This is a genomic window from Pseudomonas moraviensis subsp. stanleyae, from assembly GCF_036283065.1.
Classification (GTDB): domain Bacteria; phylum Pseudomonadota; class Gammaproteobacteria; order Pseudomonadales; family Pseudomonadaceae; genus Aquipseudomonas; species Aquipseudomonas stanleyae.
The window spans coordinates 56,404-73,426 of the sequence record NZ_JAADJI010000015.1 but is presented as its reverse complement, the minus strand read 5'-3'; the positions used below and the strand labels follow the sequence as shown (position 1 = coordinate 73,426).

18 protein-coding genes are annotated in these 17,023 nt (G+C 58.7%); 16 read left to right on the top strand and 2 right to left on the bottom strand.

What is annotated here, in order from left to right; all coding sequences use genetic code 11:
• Positions 1-18: 18 nt before the first annotated feature.
• The 3 genes from GXB78_RS25205 to rpoS all read left to right on the top strand — a co-directional run bounded on the left by GXB78_RS25205 (position 19) and on the right by rpoS (position 2,852).
• The gene (locus GXB78_RS25205; RefSeq protein WP_174823965.1) at positions 19-654 is read left to right on the top strand and encodes a protein-L-isoaspartate(D-aspartate) O-methyltransferase; all 636 of its coding nucleotides are present in this window, start codon (positions 19-21) and stop codon (positions 652-654) included.
• A gap of 211 nt (positions 655-865) precedes the next feature.
• Positions 866-1,735, top strand: a complete 870-nt coding sequence (locus GXB78_RS25200; protein ID WP_329517456.1) for a peptidoglycan DD-metalloendopeptidase family protein — start codon at positions 866-868, stop codon at positions 1,733-1,735.
• A gap of 106 nt (positions 1,736-1,841) precedes the next feature.
• Positions 1,842-2,852 (top strand): RNA polymerase sigma factor RpoS, encoded by a 1,011-nt coding sequence (gene rpoS, locus GXB78_RS25195; RefSeq protein WP_329517455.1) that lies wholly within the window; start codon positions 1,842-1,844, stop codon positions 2,850-2,852.
• A 527-nt stretch (positions 2,853-3,379) separates the two neighbouring features.
• On the opposite strand, the gene fdxA is transcribed toward rpoS, so the two are convergent.
• Both fdxA and mutS read right to left on the bottom strand, forming a co-directional pair.
• On the bottom strand, positions 3,380-3,703 hold the full coding sequence (gene fdxA / locus GXB78_RS25190) for a ferredoxin FdxA (protein WP_329517454.1): 324 nt from the start codon (positions 3,701-3,703) through the stop codon (positions 3,380-3,382).
• A gap of 163 nt (positions 3,704-3,866) precedes the next feature.
• On the bottom strand, positions 3,867-6,449 hold the full coding sequence (gene mutS / locus GXB78_RS25185; protein ID WP_329517453.1) for a DNA mismatch repair protein MutS: 2,583 nt from the start codon (positions 6,447-6,449) through the stop codon (positions 3,867-3,869).
• Between the two features lie 211 nt (positions 6,450-6,660).
• Here mutS and GXB78_RS25180 point away from each other — a divergent pair, with 211 nt between their 5' ends.
• From GXB78_RS25180 to GXB78_RS25120, 13 genes are all read left to right on the top strand, one after another.
• Positions 6,661-7,395, top strand: a complete 735-nt coding sequence (locus tag GXB78_RS25180) for a LexA family transcriptional regulator (protein WP_329517504.1) — start codon at positions 6,661-6,663, stop codon at positions 7,393-7,395.
• A 608-nt stretch (positions 7,396-8,003) separates the two neighbouring features.
• Positions 8,004-8,426, top strand: coding sequence for a tail fiber assembly protein (locus tag GXB78_RS25175; protein ID WP_329517452.1), 423 nt, complete (start codon positions 8,004-8,006; stop codon positions 8,424-8,426).
• A gap of 138 nt (positions 8,427-8,564) precedes the next feature.
• On the top strand, positions 8,565-8,903 hold the full coding sequence (locus GXB78_RS25170; protein WP_056783240.1) for a phage holin family protein: 339 nt from the start codon (positions 8,565-8,567) through the stop codon (positions 8,901-8,903).
• Positions 8,904-8,974: 71 nt separating this feature from the next.
• Complete coding sequence (locus GXB78_RS25165) at positions 8,975-9,496, top strand: hypothetical protein (RefSeq protein ID WP_329517451.1); 522 nt, start codon at positions 8,975-8,977, stop codon at positions 9,494-9,496.
• Between the two features lie 3 nt (positions 9,497-9,499).
• Positions 9,500-10,108: a phage baseplate assembly protein V gene (locus GXB78_RS25160; RefSeq protein WP_329517450.1), complete on the top strand. Its 609-nt coding sequence runs from the start codon at positions 9,500-9,502 to the stop codon at positions 10,106-10,108.
• Between the two features lie 15 nt (positions 10,109-10,123).
• On the top strand, positions 10,124-10,456 hold the full coding sequence (locus GXB78_RS25155) for a phage baseplate protein (RefSeq protein ID WP_329517449.1): 333 nt from the start codon (positions 10,124-10,126) through the stop codon (positions 10,454-10,456).
• Positions 10,453-11,448: a baseplate J/gp47 family protein gene (locus GXB78_RS25150; protein ID WP_329517448.1), complete on the top strand. Its 996-nt coding sequence runs from the start codon at positions 10,453-10,455 to the stop codon at positions 11,446-11,448. The genes GXB78_RS25155 and GXB78_RS25150 overlap by 4 nt, the downstream gene beginning before the upstream one ends.
• Positions 11,445-12,080 (top strand): phage tail protein I, encoded by a 636-nt coding sequence (locus GXB78_RS25145; RefSeq protein ID WP_329517447.1) that lies wholly within the window; start codon positions 11,445-11,447, stop codon positions 12,078-12,080. Before GXB78_RS25150 ends, GXB78_RS25145 begins: the two co-directional genes overlap by 4 nt.
• The gene (locus tag GXB78_RS25140; RefSeq protein WP_329517446.1) at positions 12,081-14,507 is read left to right on the top strand and encodes a phage tail-collar fiber domain-containing protein; all 2,427 of its coding nucleotides are present in this window, start codon (positions 12,081-12,083) and stop codon (positions 14,505-14,507) included.
• 9 nt (positions 14,508-14,516) lie between these two features.
• Complete coding sequence (locus tag GXB78_RS25135) at positions 14,517-15,062, top strand: DUF4376 domain-containing protein (RefSeq protein WP_329517445.1); 546 nt, start codon at positions 14,517-14,519, stop codon at positions 15,060-15,062.
• Between the two features lie 98 nt (positions 15,063-15,160).
• The gene (locus tag GXB78_RS25130; RefSeq protein WP_039762525.1) at positions 15,161-15,346 is read left to right on the top strand and encodes a hypothetical protein; all 186 of its coding nucleotides are present in this window, start codon (positions 15,161-15,163) and stop codon (positions 15,344-15,346) included.
• Positions 15,347-15,348: 2 nt separating this feature from the next.
• Positions 15,349-16,515: a phage tail sheath protein gene (locus GXB78_RS25125; RefSeq protein ID WP_329517444.1), complete on the top strand. Its 1,167-nt coding sequence runs from the start codon at positions 15,349-15,351 to the stop codon at positions 16,513-16,515.
• A complete protein-coding gene (locus GXB78_RS25120; RefSeq protein WP_039762530.1) occupies positions 16,515-17,021 on the top strand; it encodes a phage major tail tube protein in 507 nt (168 codons plus the stop codon). Before GXB78_RS25125 ends, GXB78_RS25120 begins: the two co-directional genes overlap by 1 nt.
• Positions 17,022-17,023: the final 2 nt, after the last annotated feature.

Here is a 17,023-nt window from a genome sequence, read left to right as displayed (position 1 = left end):
CTGCGCAGCGGCATAGGCATGACCTCCCAGCGCACACGTGAGCGACTGATCCAGCGTCTATACGAAGAAGGCGTGTCGAACGCCAAGGTGCTGGAAGTGATCCGGCGCACGCCGCGTCACCTGTTTGTCGACGAAGCGCTGGCGCATCGCGCTTATGAAGATACCGCGCTGCCGATCGGCAACAACCAGACCATCTCCCAGCCTTACATGGTGGCGCGCATGAGCGAGCTGCTGCTGGAGGCCGGCCCGCTGGATAAAGTGCTGGAGATCGGCACCGGCTCCGGCTACCAGACGGCGGTGTTGTCGCAACTGGTTGAACGGGTGTTTTCGGTCGAGCGCATCAAGGTGCTGCAGGATCGCGCCAAGGAGCGTCTGGTCGAGTTGAACCTGCGTAACGTGGTGTTTCGCTGGGGCGATGGCTGGGAGGGTTGGCCGGCGCTGGCGCCGTACAACGGCATCATCGTCACCGCCGTGGCCACCGATGTCCCGCAGGCCTTGCTCGATCAACTGGCACCCGGCGGACGCATGGTGATTCCGGTCGGCGCCGGTGAAGTGCAACAACTGATGCTGATCGTACGCGAGGAACATGGCTTCTCCCGACACGTTTTGGGCGCTGTGCGTTTCGTGCCTTTGCTTAACGGGCCACTGGCCTGAGCATTTGCAAACAGGCGCTGAATTCCTTTCAACGGCGCCGGTCTTACACCGGCAGCCAGAGTTTAAACGCAGCGTACTTGCCACTGGCAAACGTGTGCGCACGGTGATTTCGCTTCATTAAAGGTAAAGCCGTTTCGGCCCGTTATACTTGCGACATCTCATGCCGCGGTGCGGCATTCAGAATTTTCAGCCACCACAAAGGGAGCGGCGGGTGAGTCTCACAGTCATTGCGCAGCGTATGGGTAACACGAGCTTTCAGCGCCTGGTGACTGGCCTTGTCTTGAGCACCTTGCTGGTCGGTTGCTCCAGCACCAAATCGAGCAACGTGCGGGTTGTTGACCGCAACAATAATGTGGCGCAACGTCCTACCGTCACCACCGGACAGTACGTAGTCCGTCCCGGCGATACGTTGTTTTCGATCGCCTTTCGTTACGGCTGGGACTACAAAGCTCTCGCCGCTCGGAACAATATTCCTACGCCGTATACGATCCATCCAGGTCAGACAATTCGCTTTGACGGCCGTAGCGGTTCAACACCAACGGCGGTGGTGAGCAACTCCAGTTCTTCGCCTTCCTCGTCGAGTAAAACCACGGTAATCCGGCGCCAGGCGAATGGCACCACGACCACTACAACCACCGGTTCCAAAGGGGTTGTACCGTCCGTCGCGAGCAAACCTGCACCGGCTCCACTGCCTCCGGCAGGCCCGGCCCCGACCGGCTGGGGATGGCCATCTAATGGCGTTCTGATTGGAAAATTCTCTTCAAACGGTAGTTTGAATAAAGGAATTGATATCGCCGGAGATTTGGGACAGCCTGTTTTAGCTGCGTCTGATGGGACTGTCGTATACGCCGGGAGTGGCTTAAGGGGCTACGGCGAATTGGTCATCATCAAACACAGCGAAACCTACGTCAGTGCCTACGGTCACAACCGCAGGCTGTTGGTTCGGGAGGGGCAGCAGGTCAAGGTCGGACAGACAATTGCCGAAATGGGGTCAACGGGTACAGACCGGGTGAAACTGCATTTTGAGATTCGCCGCCAAGGTAAACCTGTGGATCCGCTGCAGTTCCTGCCAAGACGTTGATTTGAAGGCCAGCCTGTTCCGTCGCGTAGAGGGGACAGGCTCCAGCGTTGCCAAGGATAAAGGCGTCGCTTGAGCTTGGGGTCGAACTCACCAAAGGACTATAACAATGGCTCTCAGTAAAGAAGTGCCGGAGTTTGACATCGACGATGAGGTTCTCCTTATGGAGACCGGCATCGATTCGGAATCTTCGATGTCGAATGATGAAGGGGCTGCTCCACCTTCCGTTCGTTCCAAATCCAGACACTCCGCTTCACTTAAACAACACAAGTACATCGACTACACTCGGGCACTTGATGCCACGCAGCTGTATCTCAACGAAATCGGCTTTTCCCCTCTGCTCTCCCCGGAAGAAGAAGTTCATTTTGCGCGCTTGTCGCAAAGTGGAGACCCGGCCGGACGCAAGCGCATGATCGAAAGTAACCTGCGGCTGGTCGTCAAGATCGCCCGGCGTTACGTCAATCGGGGGCTGTCGCTGCTGGATCTGATCGAAGAGGGCAACCTCGGATTGATCCGCGCGGTTGAGAAATTCGATCCCGAGCGCGGCTTCCGCTTCTCGACCTACGCCACGTGGTGGATCCGTCAGACCATCGAACGCGCGATCATGAATCAGACCCGGACCATCCGGTTGCCGATTCATGTGGTCAAGGAGCTCAACGTGTACCTGCGGGCTGCACGGGAGCTGACGCAAAAACTCGATCACGAACCTTCACCCGAAGAAATCGCCAACCTGCTGGAAAAACCGGTGGGCGAGGTCAAGCGCATGCTTGGCCTGAATGAACGGGTTTCTTCGGTCGACGTCTCGCTGGGTCCGGATTCGGATAAAACCCTGCTGGACACCCTCACTGACGATCGTCCAACCGATCCGTGCGAACTGCTGCAGGATGACGACCTGTCGCAAAGCATCGATCAATGGCTGTCGGAACTGACCGACAAGCAGCGCGAGGTGGTGATTCGCCGCTTCGGCCTGCGCGGTCACGAAAGCAGCACGCTGGAGGACGTTGGTCTGGAGATCGGTCTGACCCGCGAACGGGTACGGCAGATCCAGGTGGAGGGCCTCAAGCGCCTTCGCGAGATCCTTGAGAAAAATGGCCTGTCGAGCGAGTCGCTGTTTCAATAAGCGCTTGCCTGACCGCCCGCAAAAAGCCCCGGCTGATTTGATCAGCCGGGGCTTTTTGTTTTTTGAGCAAGGCTAATCGGGCTTTCGGCAGCCACCAGACAAGCGGCTGGCAATTTCTGAATTTGTAGTCTCGCGCTGTAAGCCTTTGCTTACTGTGCCGTAAGTGTTCGTTATTTTTACACTTCGGTGGAAGGCGATTGCGTTCGCTTCCATTACGCAACCGTCTGTTTTTATTGGGTTTCATGTAAATGTTATGCGCTTATGACAACGCGGGCGCGTGCCTGAGGCCAATTGCTCGTCTCGGGAAACTCTCTAATATCTCAACTGTGTCGACGGACAGACACGCCCTTCACGGAAGAGGGGAACGGACATCGCAGGAGGCGATTCATCAGGAAGATGAAAAGGAATACAGGGAATAGGGAAAAAATGTGGGCGGGTCATACCGCCCCTTTTTTCGCCTGTAGAAAAGTAAAATCTGCAAAAAGCAAAAAGGCCCGCAAGGGGCCTTTAAGTCGAGCGAGGGTAGATCAGCGTTCGAGGTCTTTGATCTTGCCTTTCACGCCATCCCACTCTTCGGCATCCGGCAGCGACTCTTTCTTCTCGGTGATGTTCGGCCAGACATCCGCCAGCTCGGCATTGAGTTCGATGAAGTTCTCCATGCCGGCCGGGATTTCATCCTCAGAGAAGATCGCCACAGCCGGGCATTCTGGTTCACACAGCGCGCAATCGATGCACTCGTCCGGGTGAATCACCAGGAAGTTCGGGCCTTCGTAAAAGCAGTCCACCGGACAGACTTCTACGCAGTCGGTGTACTTGCACTTGATGCAGTTGTCGGTGACGACGAAGGTCATTTCTAATTTTCTCCTCAGGCGGCGGCAGCGTTGCCCCTTCACGGTTGGGGTCGCCAGGTTCGGGAGCGATACCTGCTGACCAGGCTATGAGCCAGCAGCATCCCGAACCGCGCGAGATTCTAACAGCTTGAAGCGATTTGCGTTATATCCGCTTCTTCAGTGCTTATATCCGGTTCTTCAGTGCATAGAGCATTTCGAGCGCACGCCGTGGCGTCATGTCGTCGAGGTCGACTTTGGATAATTCGTCCAGCACCGGATGCGGCAGCGAGGCGAACATGTCGCTTTGCTGCGGCGTCGAAGGCTTGCCCTTGGCTGCCGGTTTCGGCGCCTCGTGGGGCAGGGCGGTGTCTTCCAGACGACTCAGATGCTCACGCGCACGCAGGATCACTTCGCTCGGCACACCCGCCAATTGCGCCACCGCCAGGCCATAGCTCTGGCTGGCAGGCCCAGGCAGCACATGGTGCAGGAACACGATGCGCTCGTTGTGCTCAGTGGCATTGAGATGCACATTGGCTACAAGAGGTTCGGCTTCCGGCAGCACGGTCAGTTCAAAATAGTGCGTGGCGAACAGGGTATAGGCGCGTAGATGGGCCAAGCGTTCGGCGGCTGCCCACGCCAGCGACAGACCGTCGAAGGTGCTGGTGCCGCGGCCGACTTCGTCCATCAGGACGAGGCTGCGCTCGGTGGCGTTATGCAGGATGTTGGCGGTTTCGCTCATTTCCACCATGAAAGTCGAACGGCCACCGGCCAGGTCATCGCTGGAGCCAATTCGGGTGAAGATCCGGTCCACCAGCGACAACTCGCAACTGGCGGCCGGAACAAAGCTGCCTATATGCGCAAGCAGCACGATTAAAGCGGTCTGCCGCATATAAGTGGATTTACCGCCCATGTTCGGGCCGGTGATGACCAGCATGCGCGTGTTGTCGTCGAGGCTCAGATCGTTGGCCACGAACGGCGTGGTCAGCACTTGCTCGACCACCGGATGACGACCCTGGGTGATGCGCATGCACGGCTCGCTGACGAACTGCGGGCAGTTCAGATCGAGGTTCAGCGCACGTTCGGCGAGGTTGCTCAGCACGTCCAGTTCGGCCAAAGCCCCTGCGGTATCCTGCAACGGTGGCAACTGGCTGATCAAGTCTTCGAGCAGCGCTTCGTAAAGCATCTTCTCCCGGGCCAGCGCACGACTCTTGGCCGACAGCGCCTTGTCTTCGAACTCTTTCAGCTCCGGGGTGATGAAGCGTTCGGCACCTTTGAGCGTCTGGCGGCGGATATAGTCAGCCGGCGCCGATTCGGCCTGCTTGCTCGGCAGTTCGATGAAGTAGCCGTGGATACGGTTGTAGCCGACTTTCAGATTGGCCAGACCGGTGCGGGCTTTCTCCCGGGCTTCAAGATCGATGAGGAACTGTCCGGCGTTTTCGCTCAGCGATTGCAGCTCGTCGAGTTCGCTGTCGTAACCGGTTTTCAGCACGCCGCCGTCGCGGATCACCGCTGGCGGGTTGTCGATAATGGCTTTGGCCAGCAGCGCCGCCAGTTCCGGATAGGTGCTGGTGGTGGCTGCCAGATGCTGCAAGTGCGGCGCCTCCAGATCGGTCATCGCCACTTGCAGTTCGGGCAGCGCGCCGAGGGCATCACGCAGGCGCGCAAGGTCACGCGGCCGCGCATTGCGCAAACCGATCCGCGCCAGAATGCGCTCGATGTCGCCGATTTCCTTGAGCTGCGGTTGCAGCTTTTCGAAGCGGTAGCCGTCGAGCAGGCAACGGATAGAAGTCTGGCGGGCCAGCAGGACGGTTAGGTCGCGCAACGGCCGGTTCAGCCAGCGAGTGAGCAAGCGGCTGCCCATGGCGGTCTGGCAGCGATCGACCACCGATTGCAGGGTGTTATCGCGGCCGCCGGCCAGGTTAGTGTCCAGCTCCAGATTGCGCCGGCTGGCGCCGTCGAGCACCACGGTGTCGTCGAGACGCTCGTGACGCAGGCTACGCAAATGGGGCAGGGCAGTGCGCTGGGTTTCCTTGGCGTAGGCCAACAGGCAACCGGCAGCGCCAATGGCCAGGGTCAGGTTCTCGCAGCCGAAGCCTTTCAGATCCTGAGTGGAAAACTGCTGGCAGAGGCTTTTCAGCGCCGAGTCCCGCTCGAAATCCCAAGGTGCACGACGGCGCACGCCACGGCGTTTTTCCGCCGGCAGGTCTTTCGGCCAGTCATCCGGGATCAGCAGTTCAACCGGATTGACCCGCTCCAGTTCCGCGAGCAGGTTTTCCCAGCCTTTGATCTCAAGCACAGTGAAGTTGCCGCTGGTGATGTCCAGCACTGCCAGACCGAACAGGCGCTCATCGCCCAATACCGCGGCAATCAGGTTATCGCGGCGTTCATCCAGCAGCGCCTCGTCACTGACCGTCCCCGGCGTAATGATCCGCACGACCTGGCGTTCGACCGGGCCTTTGCTGGTGGCCGGATCACCGACCTGCTCGCAGATCACTACCGATTCGCCAAGCTTGACCAGTTTCGCCAGATAACCTTCCGCCGCGTGGTAAGGAATCCCACACATCGGAATCGCCTGCCCCGCCGACTGCCCGCGCGCGGTCAGGGTGATGTCCAGCAACTTGGCGGCTTTCTTCGCATCTTCATAGAAGATCTCGTAGAAATCGCCCATGCGATAGAACATCAGCTGGTCCGGATGCTGATTCTTCAGGCGCCAGTATTGCTGCATCATTGGAGTGTGGGAGGACAGGTCGGAGACGGCTTTATTCATCGGATTGTCGGGCAACTCGTTAAAAGATGTAGGGCAAAGCGCGGGCAGTGGCCGGGCTTTTCCGCGATGGGCGCAAGGTTACCATGGGCGGTCTGCCCGACGCAGGCACTGTGGTCGGGTGAGCGTTTACTTGCAGAGAAAAGTGCATCTATGCACGATTTATGCAAATCAGCATTTGTCTTCGGGAAAAACTTCAAGCACTATGCGCGTTATGCAAAAACGCAACGTTTCCTCCGTCTTAAGAGCACTGCTCGACCAGCACGGGATCTCCCCCACGGAGCTCCACCGTCGCACCGGCGTGCCTCAATCAACGCTCTCGCGGATTCTCAGCGGGAAAATTGTCGATCCTTCGGATAAACACATCTCGAAGATCGCCGATTACTTCAATGTGAGTACCGATCAGTTGCGCGGGCGTGCGGACGTCGCATCGACGGCGAGCGGCGCCCGTGAAGATGTGCACGCGGAACTCAAGGACATCATGCTGTGGGACGATGACACTCCCGTCGAGGATGACGAAGTGTCCGTGCCCTTTCTACGCGAGGTTGAATTGGCTGCTGGATCAGGAAGATTCGTCATCGAAGAGAGCGAACGCTCCAGCCTGCGCTTCGGCAAGCGCAGCCTGCGCCATAACGGCGTGCAGTTCGATCAGGCCAAGTGCGTGACAGTACGCGGCAACAGCATGTTGCCGGTCCTGCGTGATGGCGCCACCGTCGGCGTCAACGCTGGCAAGTGCGGCATCGGCGACATCATTGATGGCGACCTGTATGCGATCAATCACAACGGCCAGTTGCGCGTGAAGCAACTCTATCGCCTGCCCACCGGCATCCGTCTGCGCAGCTTCAATCGCGATGAGCATCCGGATGAGGACTACAGCTTCCAGGAAATCCAGGAAGAGCAGATCGTCATCCTCGGTCACGTCTTCTGGTGGGGCATGTACGCCCGCTAACTCCTTTCGATCCAACTGAAACCTGCCGCTCGGCAGGTTTTTTTTCGCCCGCACAAAATCCTCCATCCCTTGTCCTGCATGGCTTTCATGCACATGCGCAAATTTAATGCATAAATAAATGCATTTACGCATTGACTGTATATGCATCCATGCATATTCTTGCCACCAAGCCGCTCGACAAAGCGGCTGGCAAGACAAGCTCTTTAGTTCCACAAGAACAGGCAGCGATGAACCGGCCTCAACGGTTCAGAGGGTTGGCAACTGACCCGGGTGTGCAGCGTAAAGCACCAGAAACAGTTATCCGGCGGGCAGGGACCGCGGTCGGAAAAACAATCTGAATGGACTCGTACCGCGCCAGTAGCGCCGAAAAGTCAGCTTCCTTCATGACAACAGGATTTGAAGGAAGGCGAAGGAGCGCATTACTGAAAAGCCCGGCGTGCAAGCGCCGGGCTTTTTGGAATGCCTGCCTGTTTCATCGCGATGTTTATCGCTAACAACAAACCCGGCAAGACGAAATGAATCTTTATCAACTGGTCTGGCCTGTCGCTCCGTACTGACAGACATACACCACAGCGTTCGCTCAGAACTCATCAAAAAAGGGAATTGGAATGAATCGTTACGCACTTACAACCACCGTAATGGGTTACACCGTGATTCTTCAAATCGTCGACACTGAGGGAGCCGCTCCGGCTGTGCCGGCAAATGAACCCTATGCCGCATGGCGGGACATCACCGGTAACGACATTGCTCAGTCGGGAATGAAAATCACCTGGGGCCCCGCTGGAGATGAATATGTTGCTGCTACTCCCCTGGAGCAACAACTGATCACCACCGGTCGCATGCAACAGCGTTTTGATGCAGCCGAGCGCTGGTTGATGTTTAACCCTTTGCAATACAAGTCGGACCTCGGCATCGCCACTCCAGCGGACGAGTCGGCGTTGATCGCCTATAAGCAGTACTTCGTTGCGGTCAGCCAAGTCACCGAGCAAAACACATTCCCCACGATCAATTGGCCAGTCGCGCCGTTCTGATTCGGCACCCGCCGTAACCGAGTCTGGAGCGCATTACTGAAAAGCCCGGCCCCCGCGCCGGGCTTTTTGGAATGCCTGCCTCAAGAGAAACCGTTTGAACCCAACCCATCACTCATCAATCACCCACGGAGGCGTGACATGACAAACGAGCAACAAGCGTTGGCGGACATGCCGATCTGGCTGGTCATCCTCCTGGCCGTCGTTGGCGGGGTATCCGGCGAGATGTGGCGCGCCGACAAGGAGGGCGCCCGCGGCTGGTCGCTGGTACGACGCCTGGCCCTGCGCTCCGGCGCCTGCATGATCTGCGGCGTGTCGGCGATCATGCTGCTGTACGCCGCCGGCATGTCGATATGGGCCGCTGGGGCGTTTGGCTGCCTGACCGCCATGGCCGGCGCTGACGTCGCCATCGGCCTTTACGAACGCTGGGCGGCCAAGCGCATCGGCGTCTGCGAAGTGCCGCCGCGCGACCACCCTTAACCCTGAATATTTCTCCGTGCCGCCATGTTGTCGGCAGGGCTGCGCGTGGACGATTGAAAAGGAGGTCATGTATGCCCACACCGATCCAGCAGCCGTCGCAACTGTTTACAGCCATCGCGACGACACTGCGCAACACCGCCGGTCTCAACCTCAATGTCGGTAGTCACGCTGATTTCACAGCGGCCGGCGCTCAGGCATGGGTACTGATTGACTTTGCCCGAAATGCGTCCGGCGTGCGCGCCGCTGATGGGCGTATCGCTCATGTAATGACGTTGTCACTGCACGTCGTCCCGGCGCTTTCTGCCAGCGCTTTTGCAGCGTGCGACCTGATCGCTGTGCTGAAAAACCTGATCACCGACAACCGCTGGGGATTGCCCGGCGACCAATGCGATCTGCCCACGAATATCGATGGCTTGCCCTCGTTACTCATTCGCGGTGACCAGCAATACAAAACCTGGACCCTGACCTTCGAGCAGACCCTCTACCTCGGTCCGACCCTGCTCGACGATCCGCTGGGCATGCCCAAATTTGCCCGCACCTGGGAAGTCAGCAATATCGACGATCCCGAGCAGTACACCGCGCTGGAGGGCTGACCGATGTTCGACGCATTACTGCGCATGCAATTGGGCCCGATCATTGAGCGCCTGGCGGAAATGGAAGCGGAAATCGAAGACTTGCATCGCCGTGCCGAGAGTTTCTGTCGCATCGGTATCTGCCAGTCAGTTGACGCCGCGAGCAACACTTGCCAGGTCAGCCACGGCGGATTGCTCACCCCGGCGATCAAGTTCTTCAACCCTAGCGCTGGTGCGCAAAGTGAAACGCGCATCCCGACAGTGGGCGAACAGTGCCTGCTATTCAACTACGGCAGCGGTGAAAGCGGCGCGCAGAGTGTGGCGTTGTTCGGCCTGAACAGTGACCGTTTTGCTCCGGCCTCGACTGTGCCGACGCTGACCCGTCGAGTGCATCAGGATGGCAGCGAGAGCGGTTACGACGACGCCAGCCACAGCTTGCATTGGCTAAACGGCCCGGTGCAATTCAACGGATCTCGTGACGCACTGGAACTGAGCATCGGCCCGGCGCGACTGGCCATGACTGCACAACTGATCACCCTGCAACTGGGCGCCGTCGGCCTGAGCATCGACGCCTCGGGCGTGCACTTCAGCGGCCCCTTGGTTGACCACCAGGGCCGCATCATCAGCCCCTGATTCAAGAAGCCTCCCATGATCGGAATCGATAGAGACAGCGGGGCCACGGTCGACGACTGGCTGCAATTTGTGCAGCGCGCGACCCGAGCCCTGACCACGCCGCTCGGCACCCGGCAAAAGCGACCCTTATATGGATCGCTGATTCCCACGCTGCTGGGCCAGAACCTTGGTGACGACGTTCTGCTTCTGGCACAGAGCCACGCTGCGCAGGCGTTCTACAACCAGCACAACGGCATCGACGATTTTCAGCCGCAAGTGATTGTCGCCAGCCGTCACGGCGATGGCCTGCTGCTGCGCTTTGCCGGCACCTGGAAAAACCGTCGACAAACCTTCGAGGTGCTGACATGAGCATGTTGATCCCCGGCCAGAACCAATTGGCCGAACCCGCGCTGATCACGGTCGAAGCGTTCGAAGAATTACTCGCCGAGTTCAAGGCTTTCGTCATCGAATACGTCGGTGCACGCTCACCGGCCAGTGCCGCGAAACTCAAGGCCAGTCTGGAAAACCAAAGCGAGTTGCTGACCCTGGCGCTGGAAGCGTTCTGTGTGCGCCTGCAAACCCACGAGCGCAAATACAACGCACGCATCAAGCAGATGCTGGCGTGGTGGGCGACCGGCAGCAATCTGGATGCGCGGCTGGCGGACATGGGGCTGGAGCGGCAGTTGCTCGATCCCGGTGATCCGGCGGCATTCCCACCGGTGCCGGCGATTTACGAGAGCGATGACGATGCGCGCCTGCGCTATTACCTCGCGCCGCATGCGCCGGCGGCGGGATCGCGGATGCAGTATCGCCGCGAAGTGTTCACCCTCGGCGAGCGGCCAACGGTGCAGGTCGAATCTACTGATTCCGGCGTGGTAAACGTCACCTACACCTTCAACCCGGACGGTCTCGCCGCCCAGGTCAAGGATGGCAACGGGCGACGCACCGCGCCTGGGCAAGTGCAGGTCACCGTACTCTCTCGAGAGGGCGATGGCACACCTTCCGAAGCATTGCTCGCAGGCGTCCGTCAGCATTTTGCCCGACCGGATGTGCGCCCGGAAACCGACCTCGTCACCGTCAAGGCTGCCGAGATCCAGCGCTACAAGATCCGCGTTGTCGCGAAGATCAATTCCGGTCCCGATTCGGGCCTGACCAAGGTCGCCGCGCAAGCGCAATTGCAGGCTTACGCCGACAGTTGTCATCGCCTGGAAGGTCGGGTCGATCCGAGCTGGATCGACTACACGCTGCACAGCGCCGGGGCAGTACAACTGCAGATTCTCGAACCGCTGGCGCCGATCGTCACGACTGCGTTTCAGGCACCTTATTGCACCGCGGTCGAAGTCGAGGTGCTGACGCTATGAGTGAAGCAACTCAGCGGCCGACCTTGCTCCCCGCCAACAGCTCGGCCCTCGAACGCGGACTGGATCTGGGCTTCGGCGCCTTGCTCGATCGCATCGCACCACCGTTTCCCGAACTGATGAACCCCAGCGAAACGCCGGTGGCTTTCCTGCCGTATCTGGCAGCCGATCGCGGCGTCGCCGAATGGAGCACCGAAGCCCCGGAATCGGAGAAGCGCCTGACCGTCGAACTGGCCTGGCCCACCGCGCGCCAGGCCGGCACTCGCAAGGCGCTGGAAAACGCTGCGAAAGGATTGCAACTGCGCCCGGAAATCCGTGCTTGGTACGAACAGACACCGCCCGGCGCGCCGTACAGTTTTTCCGTACGCGCTTTCAGCGAACAGCCCTACAGCGAAGAAATCGACGCCCGTCTCGACCGGCGCCTGGCGGATGCCAAGAGCGAACGCGATGTGCTGACGGTCTCCGTTGGCTTGAGCGCCTTCGGCAGTCACGTCATCGGCGCCGCGACATTTTGCGGCGAGCTGACCACGGTTTATCCGGTGTTCATCGAAGGCCTTGAAACCTCTGGCGAGGCGTTCCTGGCCGCTGCGTTGTACACCGTCGAAACATCCACTATTTATCCTCAGGGGGCCTGAATGGCTGACTATTACACCCTGCTCACCAACGCAGGGATTGCCTACGAAACGGCGTGCAAGGCTGCGGGCGTGCCGATCAAGTTGACGCAGATTTCCGTCGGTGACGGCGGTGAGGGCGGGGTCTACAACCCGGCCGCAACCGCCACCGCGCTCAAACGCGAAGTCTGGCGCGGGCCGCTCAACGCGCTGTTCCAGGACGAGAAAAATCCAAGTTGGCTGCTTGCTGAAGTGACCATTCCGCCGGATGTTGGTGGTTGGTATGTGCGTGAAGCGGGACTGTGGACTGACACAGGCATTCTCTACGCCATCGCTAAATATCCGGAGTCGTTCAAACCGGTGCTGGCGACGTCGGGTTCGGGAAAAGAGTTCTACATTCGTTCGATTTTCGAGACGAGTAATGCGTCCTTGGTGACGTTGTTGATTGATGACACCGTTGTTAAGGCCACGCGTGCCTGGGTCATGAGTTACCTCGCCGAAGAACTCGGCAAGCTCGATGGCAAGCAGTCGGTGCGTGTTGCTGCATCCAGCAACATCGTGTTGAACGGTGCGCAGCAAATTGACGGTGTCGCAGTGATTGCTGGCGACCGCGTGCTTGTTGCGAATCAGACGCTGGCCAAGGACAACGGCTTGTGGGTTGTTGCCAATGGTGACTGGGTGCGGGCGACCGATGCCAACAGCAGCGCCAAGGTCACCCCAGGCCTGACTGTGATGGTGGAGGAGGGCGTAGCGAATGGAGATTCGCTCTGGCACCTGACCACAAATGCGCCGATCGCCCTCGGCACGACCGCGCTGACATTCAAGATGCTGGCCGGGCGAACCGGGATTGCTGCGGGGACTTACAAGAGCGTGACGGTTGATGAATATGGCCGCGCTACCGCTGGGTCCAACCCTGAAACGTTGGCCGGTTTTGGTATCAAGGATTCGTACACCAAGGCTGAAGTTGAAGCACTGATCGCCAAGGCCTCCGCGTTGCCGGTGGGATCGATTGTGGCGTTTCCGGTTGATGCGCCACCGCCGGGTTTTCTGGAGCTGGATAACAGCGTCAAGAGCAGCGCGACCTACCCGGACTTGAGCGCTTATTTGGGTGGCAAGTTCAACAAGGGGGATGAGGGGGTTGGTAATTTCCGACTGCCTGAAGCGCGTGGGGAGTTTTTGCGGGGTTGGGATCATGGGCGGGGGGTAGATGCCGGACGTGGCCTTGGCAGCTGGCAGGCCGACGACAACAAATCGCACGCTCATACGGTCACCCGCATGCAGGCGTTCGCTAATGCTTCCGGCAGCAATCCAAGTGCCGTAGTGGTAGACAACGGCAATACGGCCGTAATGACCAATTTCGCGGCAGGCTTCAATAGTTCTGGTGGCGCAGAGGCACGCCCCCGCAACATCGCCGTCATGTGGTGCATCAAAGCTTGGAACGCCCCGGTCAATCAGGGAACGATTGATGTCTCCGCGCTGGCGAAGGAGGTCGAACGGCTGAAATCCGCCGTTCCGGTGGGGGCTGTTCTGGCGTTCCCGACCGGCATCGTCGCTCCCGGTTATCTGGAGCTGGATGGCAGTGTGCAGAGTATTGCGGCTTATCCTGATCTAGCGGCTCTTCTCGGTACCACCTACAACAAGGGTAACGAGGGTGCGGGGAACTTCCGCTTGCCAGAGTCACGTGGGGAGTTCCTGCGTGGCTGGGATCATGGCCGCGGAGTGGATGCTGGTCGAGCTTTGGGAAGTATCCAGGCAGAATCCTTTAAGGCGCACAATCACCGTTATTTTGACGAAACCGGCGCTACATTGGATCCGGCAGGCGAATGGCAGGGCGGTAAGGTCAATGGTGCTGTTGCAGCGATATCTACAGGTGCTTTTCTTTCCGCTGTAGATGCCGGAACTACCATGCAGACGGTGACTGTTGTCACGACAGTGAACGCAGGTGGAACGGAAACCCGTCCCCGCAACCTTGCCGTTATGTGGTGCATCAAAGCCTGGAACGCGCCGATCAATCAGGGAAGTATTGATATCGCCGATTTAGCCGCTTTGGCTCAACAAGCGACTGAAATCAAGCGTGGCACCGCTCAAATTGCCACCCAAGAACTGACGGATACCGGAGCCAACGACACAACAACCGTCACGCCCAAAAAACTTCGCTGGGGCTTTCAAATCCTCAAAGCCATTAATGGCTACATCATCTTCCCCTCATGGCTGGGAGGTTTGATCATCCAGTGGGGAAGAGTTTCAGGAAATGGCGGTACGGATATCGCAACGGCCTTCCCTATCGCTTTCCCAAATGCCATGTACAGCCTGAACGCTACGTTGAACTACACGCCGGGTTCTGCGGTGAATGGGTATGTGGACGTGGGTGTTTCAAATCTGAATGCATTTTATGGAAAACATACGTTTCCCGGGGTCACTGTATTCCATTGGATCGCGCTGGGTAGTTAAGGAGAGATCATGAAATACGCACTGTTTGACGAAAATGCGAACTTGCAAACCTGTCTGATCGAGGGAGTTCATAAGATCCCCACGTCAGCAGTAAAAATTGACCAGGAGCTGTTTATCAGGTTGACGCAAGAAACCGATGGTATCTGGCGTCGAGTGGGCGAAGAGATAGTGAAAGAGGCGTTCCCGGAAGCGGCTGCGGACTATGCCAAGTCGGTCGCCGCCGAGCGCTACAAGCGAGAAAACTCCGTCGTGTCAGTGGAGGGTCTTGGCGTCTCGACCTCCCGCGAAAGCGCGGCTCTGATCTATGGCGCTGCTCTCTCGGCGATCCTTGATCCTGAGTATCGTTGCAACTTCAAAACGCTCGATGGATTCGTGGAAATTGATGCCCTGAAGATTCTAGCGATTGCCAAAGCCGTCAGGGCTCACGTCCAAGCTTGTTTCGATCGAGAACTCAAACTGCTTCAATTCATTGAAGCTGGGACTTACTCGGAAGATATGCTCAAGGAAAGTTGGCCGCATTTCAGGCCGGAGACACAAAGTCCTGTTACTTACTAGCCGACCCGTCCCTGGTTTTTTTTACCCCCGTCAAAACACTCAACACCCGCCAAAGCCCCTCCCTCCGAGGGGCTTTCCCGTTTATGGAGAAACGAAAAATGGCAACTCGCCAAACCTACACCGTGCTCGTCCCATTCCCCACCGGCGGTGGGCACTGGTCGAGCGTTGGTCAAGAACTCGATCTGCTCGACGTCGAGGCCAGTGCCTTGCACTTTGCCGGTCGACTTGAACCGAAAACCCCTATCACCCAGGCCAAAAAGGCCGCTGCCAAGAAGGCTGACTGAATATGGCTGAGGTTCTGAACTTCGAGCACAACGGCATTACCGTCAATGCCAGCGAATCCCCCGAGGCCATGGGTGGCCTGGGCGACAACGTCATTGGTCTGGTCGGCACCGCGCCGAAAGCCGATCCGCTGATTCCGCGTAACGCACCGTTTCGCATCAACAGCTTCACCACCCATGCGTTGCTCGACCCGACCGGGTCGGAAGAGGGCACGCTGTATCACGCGGTCTACCAGATCCTCAAAGTGGTCAAGGTGCCGGTGTACGTGGTCATCGTCGAGGCCGGCGCGACTCCGGCCGACACGGTCAACAATGTGATTGGCGGTGTCGAGCCGGCGACCGGTCGCAAGCTGGGTCTGGCGGCGCTGGGCAGTGTTCCGGAAGACCTGACCATCATCGGCGCGCCGGGCTTCACCGGCAGCAAAGCGGTCGCCGGTGAGTTCGCCGCGTTCGGCAAGCGCATCAAGGCCCGTGTGGTGCTGGACGGCAAGGATGTGTCGGTGGCCGATCAGGTGCTGTACAGCCAGGAACTCGGCGGCGCCGAACTCGGTTTCGACCGTTGCCTGGTGGTGCACAACATGCCCGCCGTGTATTCGAAAGCAGCGAAGAAAAATGTCTTCCTGTCGCCGTCCAGTCTGGCGATTGCCGCGCTGGCCAAGGTCAAGCAGTGGGAGAGCCCGGGCAACCAGGTGACTTTCGCCGAAGACGTTTCGCGGGTCGTCGAGTACAACATTCTCGACACCTCCACCGAAGGCGATCTGCTCAACCGTTACGGCATCAGCTACTACGCCCGTACCGTGCTTGGCGGCTTCTCGCTGCTGGGCAACCGCTCGATCACCGGCAAGTTCATCAGCTACGTCGGCCTCGAAGATGCGATCAGCCGCAAGCTGGTCAAGGCCGGCCAGAAAGCCATGGCCAAGAACCTCACCAAATCCTTCATGGATCAGGAGGTCAAGCGCATCAACGACTGGCTGCAGACCCTGGTCGCCGACGAAACCATTCCCGGCGGCAGCGTGTACCTGCACCCGGAACTCAACAGCGTCGAGAAGTACAAGAACGGCACCTGGTACGTGGTTATCGATTACGGCCGCTACGCGCCGAACGAACACATGGTTTATCAACTCAACGCCCGCGATGAAATCATCGAGCAGTTCCTGGAGGACGTTCTCTAATGTTTACCAACCGCGTAAGACAGGCCATCGCGGCCACCCTGCAAGGCTTGCCGTTGTCGGCGACCGTTGAGGAATTCACCCCGCCGAAAATCGAATTCGACATGGAAGAGATGCGCGGCGGGCGCTTCATCGTCGAGGAAATGGCCAAGGGCGGCAAAGCGCTCGGCGCCAAGCTGACCCTGCAAGGTCTCGGCGCCGAGGTGCTGCTGGCGCTGGGCGTGAAGCTCGGCGATGACATCCTGCTGAACGTGCGTGAGGCCGGTCAGGATCAGGACGGCAACACCTGGTTCACCTACCACACCGTCGGCGGCCAGCTTAAATCCCTAGAGGAAACCGCGGTGAAAATGGGCGAGAAACCCAAGACCAATCTGGAACTGTCCTGCCGCACCTACAACCGCCTGGAAAACGGCGTGCCGGTGATCGACATCGACGTGCGCACGCAGAAATTCGTGCTCAACGGCGTCGACATCCTCGGTGATGCACGACGTGCGGTGTTGATGCCGTAAGC

Coding starts and splice junctions, on each gene's coding strand:
- GXB78_RS25205 (WP_174823965.1), top strand. CDS start 19: ATGACCTCCCAGCGCACACGTGAGCGACTGATCCAGCGTCTATACGAA.
- rpoS (WP_329517455.1), top strand. CDS start 1,842: ATGGCTCTCAGTAAAGAAGTGCCGGAGTTTGACATCGACGATGAGGTT.
- fdxA (WP_329517454.1), bottom strand. CDS start 3,703: ATGACCTTCGTCGTCACCGACAACTGCATCAAGTGCAAGTACACCGAC.
- mutS (WP_329517453.1), bottom strand. CDS start 6,449: ATGAATAAAGCCGTCTCCGACCTGTCCTCCCACACTCCAATGATGCAG.
- GXB78_RS25180 (WP_329517504.1), top strand. CDS start 6,661: ATGCAAAAACGCAACGTTTCCTCCGTCTTAAGAGCACTGCTCGACCAG.
- GXB78_RS25175 (WP_329517452.1), top strand. CDS start 8,004: ATGAATCGTTACGCACTTACAACCACCGTAATGGGTTACACCGTGATT.
- GXB78_RS25170 (WP_056783240.1), top strand. CDS start 8,565: ATGACAAACGAGCAACAAGCGTTGGCGGACATGCCGATCTGGCTGGTC.
- GXB78_RS25165 (WP_329517451.1), top strand. CDS start 8,975: ATGCCCACACCGATCCAGCAGCCGTCGCAACTGTTTACAGCCATCGCG.
- GXB78_RS25160 (WP_329517450.1), top strand. CDS start 9,500: ATGTTCGACGCATTACTGCGCATGCAATTGGGCCCGATCATTGAGCGC.
- GXB78_RS25155 (WP_329517449.1), top strand. CDS start 10,124: ATGATCGGAATCGATAGAGACAGCGGGGCCACGGTCGACGACTGGCTG.
- GXB78_RS25150 (WP_329517448.1), top strand. CDS start 10,453: ATGAGCATGTTGATCCCCGGCCAGAACCAATTGGCCGAACCCGCGCTG.
- GXB78_RS25145 (WP_329517447.1), top strand. CDS start 11,445: ATGAGTGAAGCAACTCAGCGGCCGACCTTGCTCCCCGCCAACAGCTCG.
- GXB78_RS25140 (WP_329517446.1), top strand. CDS start 12,081: ATGGCTGACTATTACACCCTGCTCACCAACGCAGGGATTGCCTACGAA.
- GXB78_RS25135 (WP_329517445.1), top strand. CDS start 14,517: ATGAAATACGCACTGTTTGACGAAAATGCGAACTTGCAAACCTGTCTG.
- GXB78_RS25130 (WP_039762525.1), top strand. CDS start 15,161: ATGGCAACTCGCCAAACCTACACCGTGCTCGTCCCATTCCCCACCGGC.
- GXB78_RS25125 (WP_329517444.1), top strand. CDS start 15,349: ATGGCTGAGGTTCTGAACTTCGAGCACAACGGCATTACCGTCAATGCC.
- GXB78_RS25120 (WP_039762530.1), top strand. CDS start 16,515: ATGTTTACCAACCGCGTAAGACAGGCCATCGCGGCCACCCTGCAAGGC.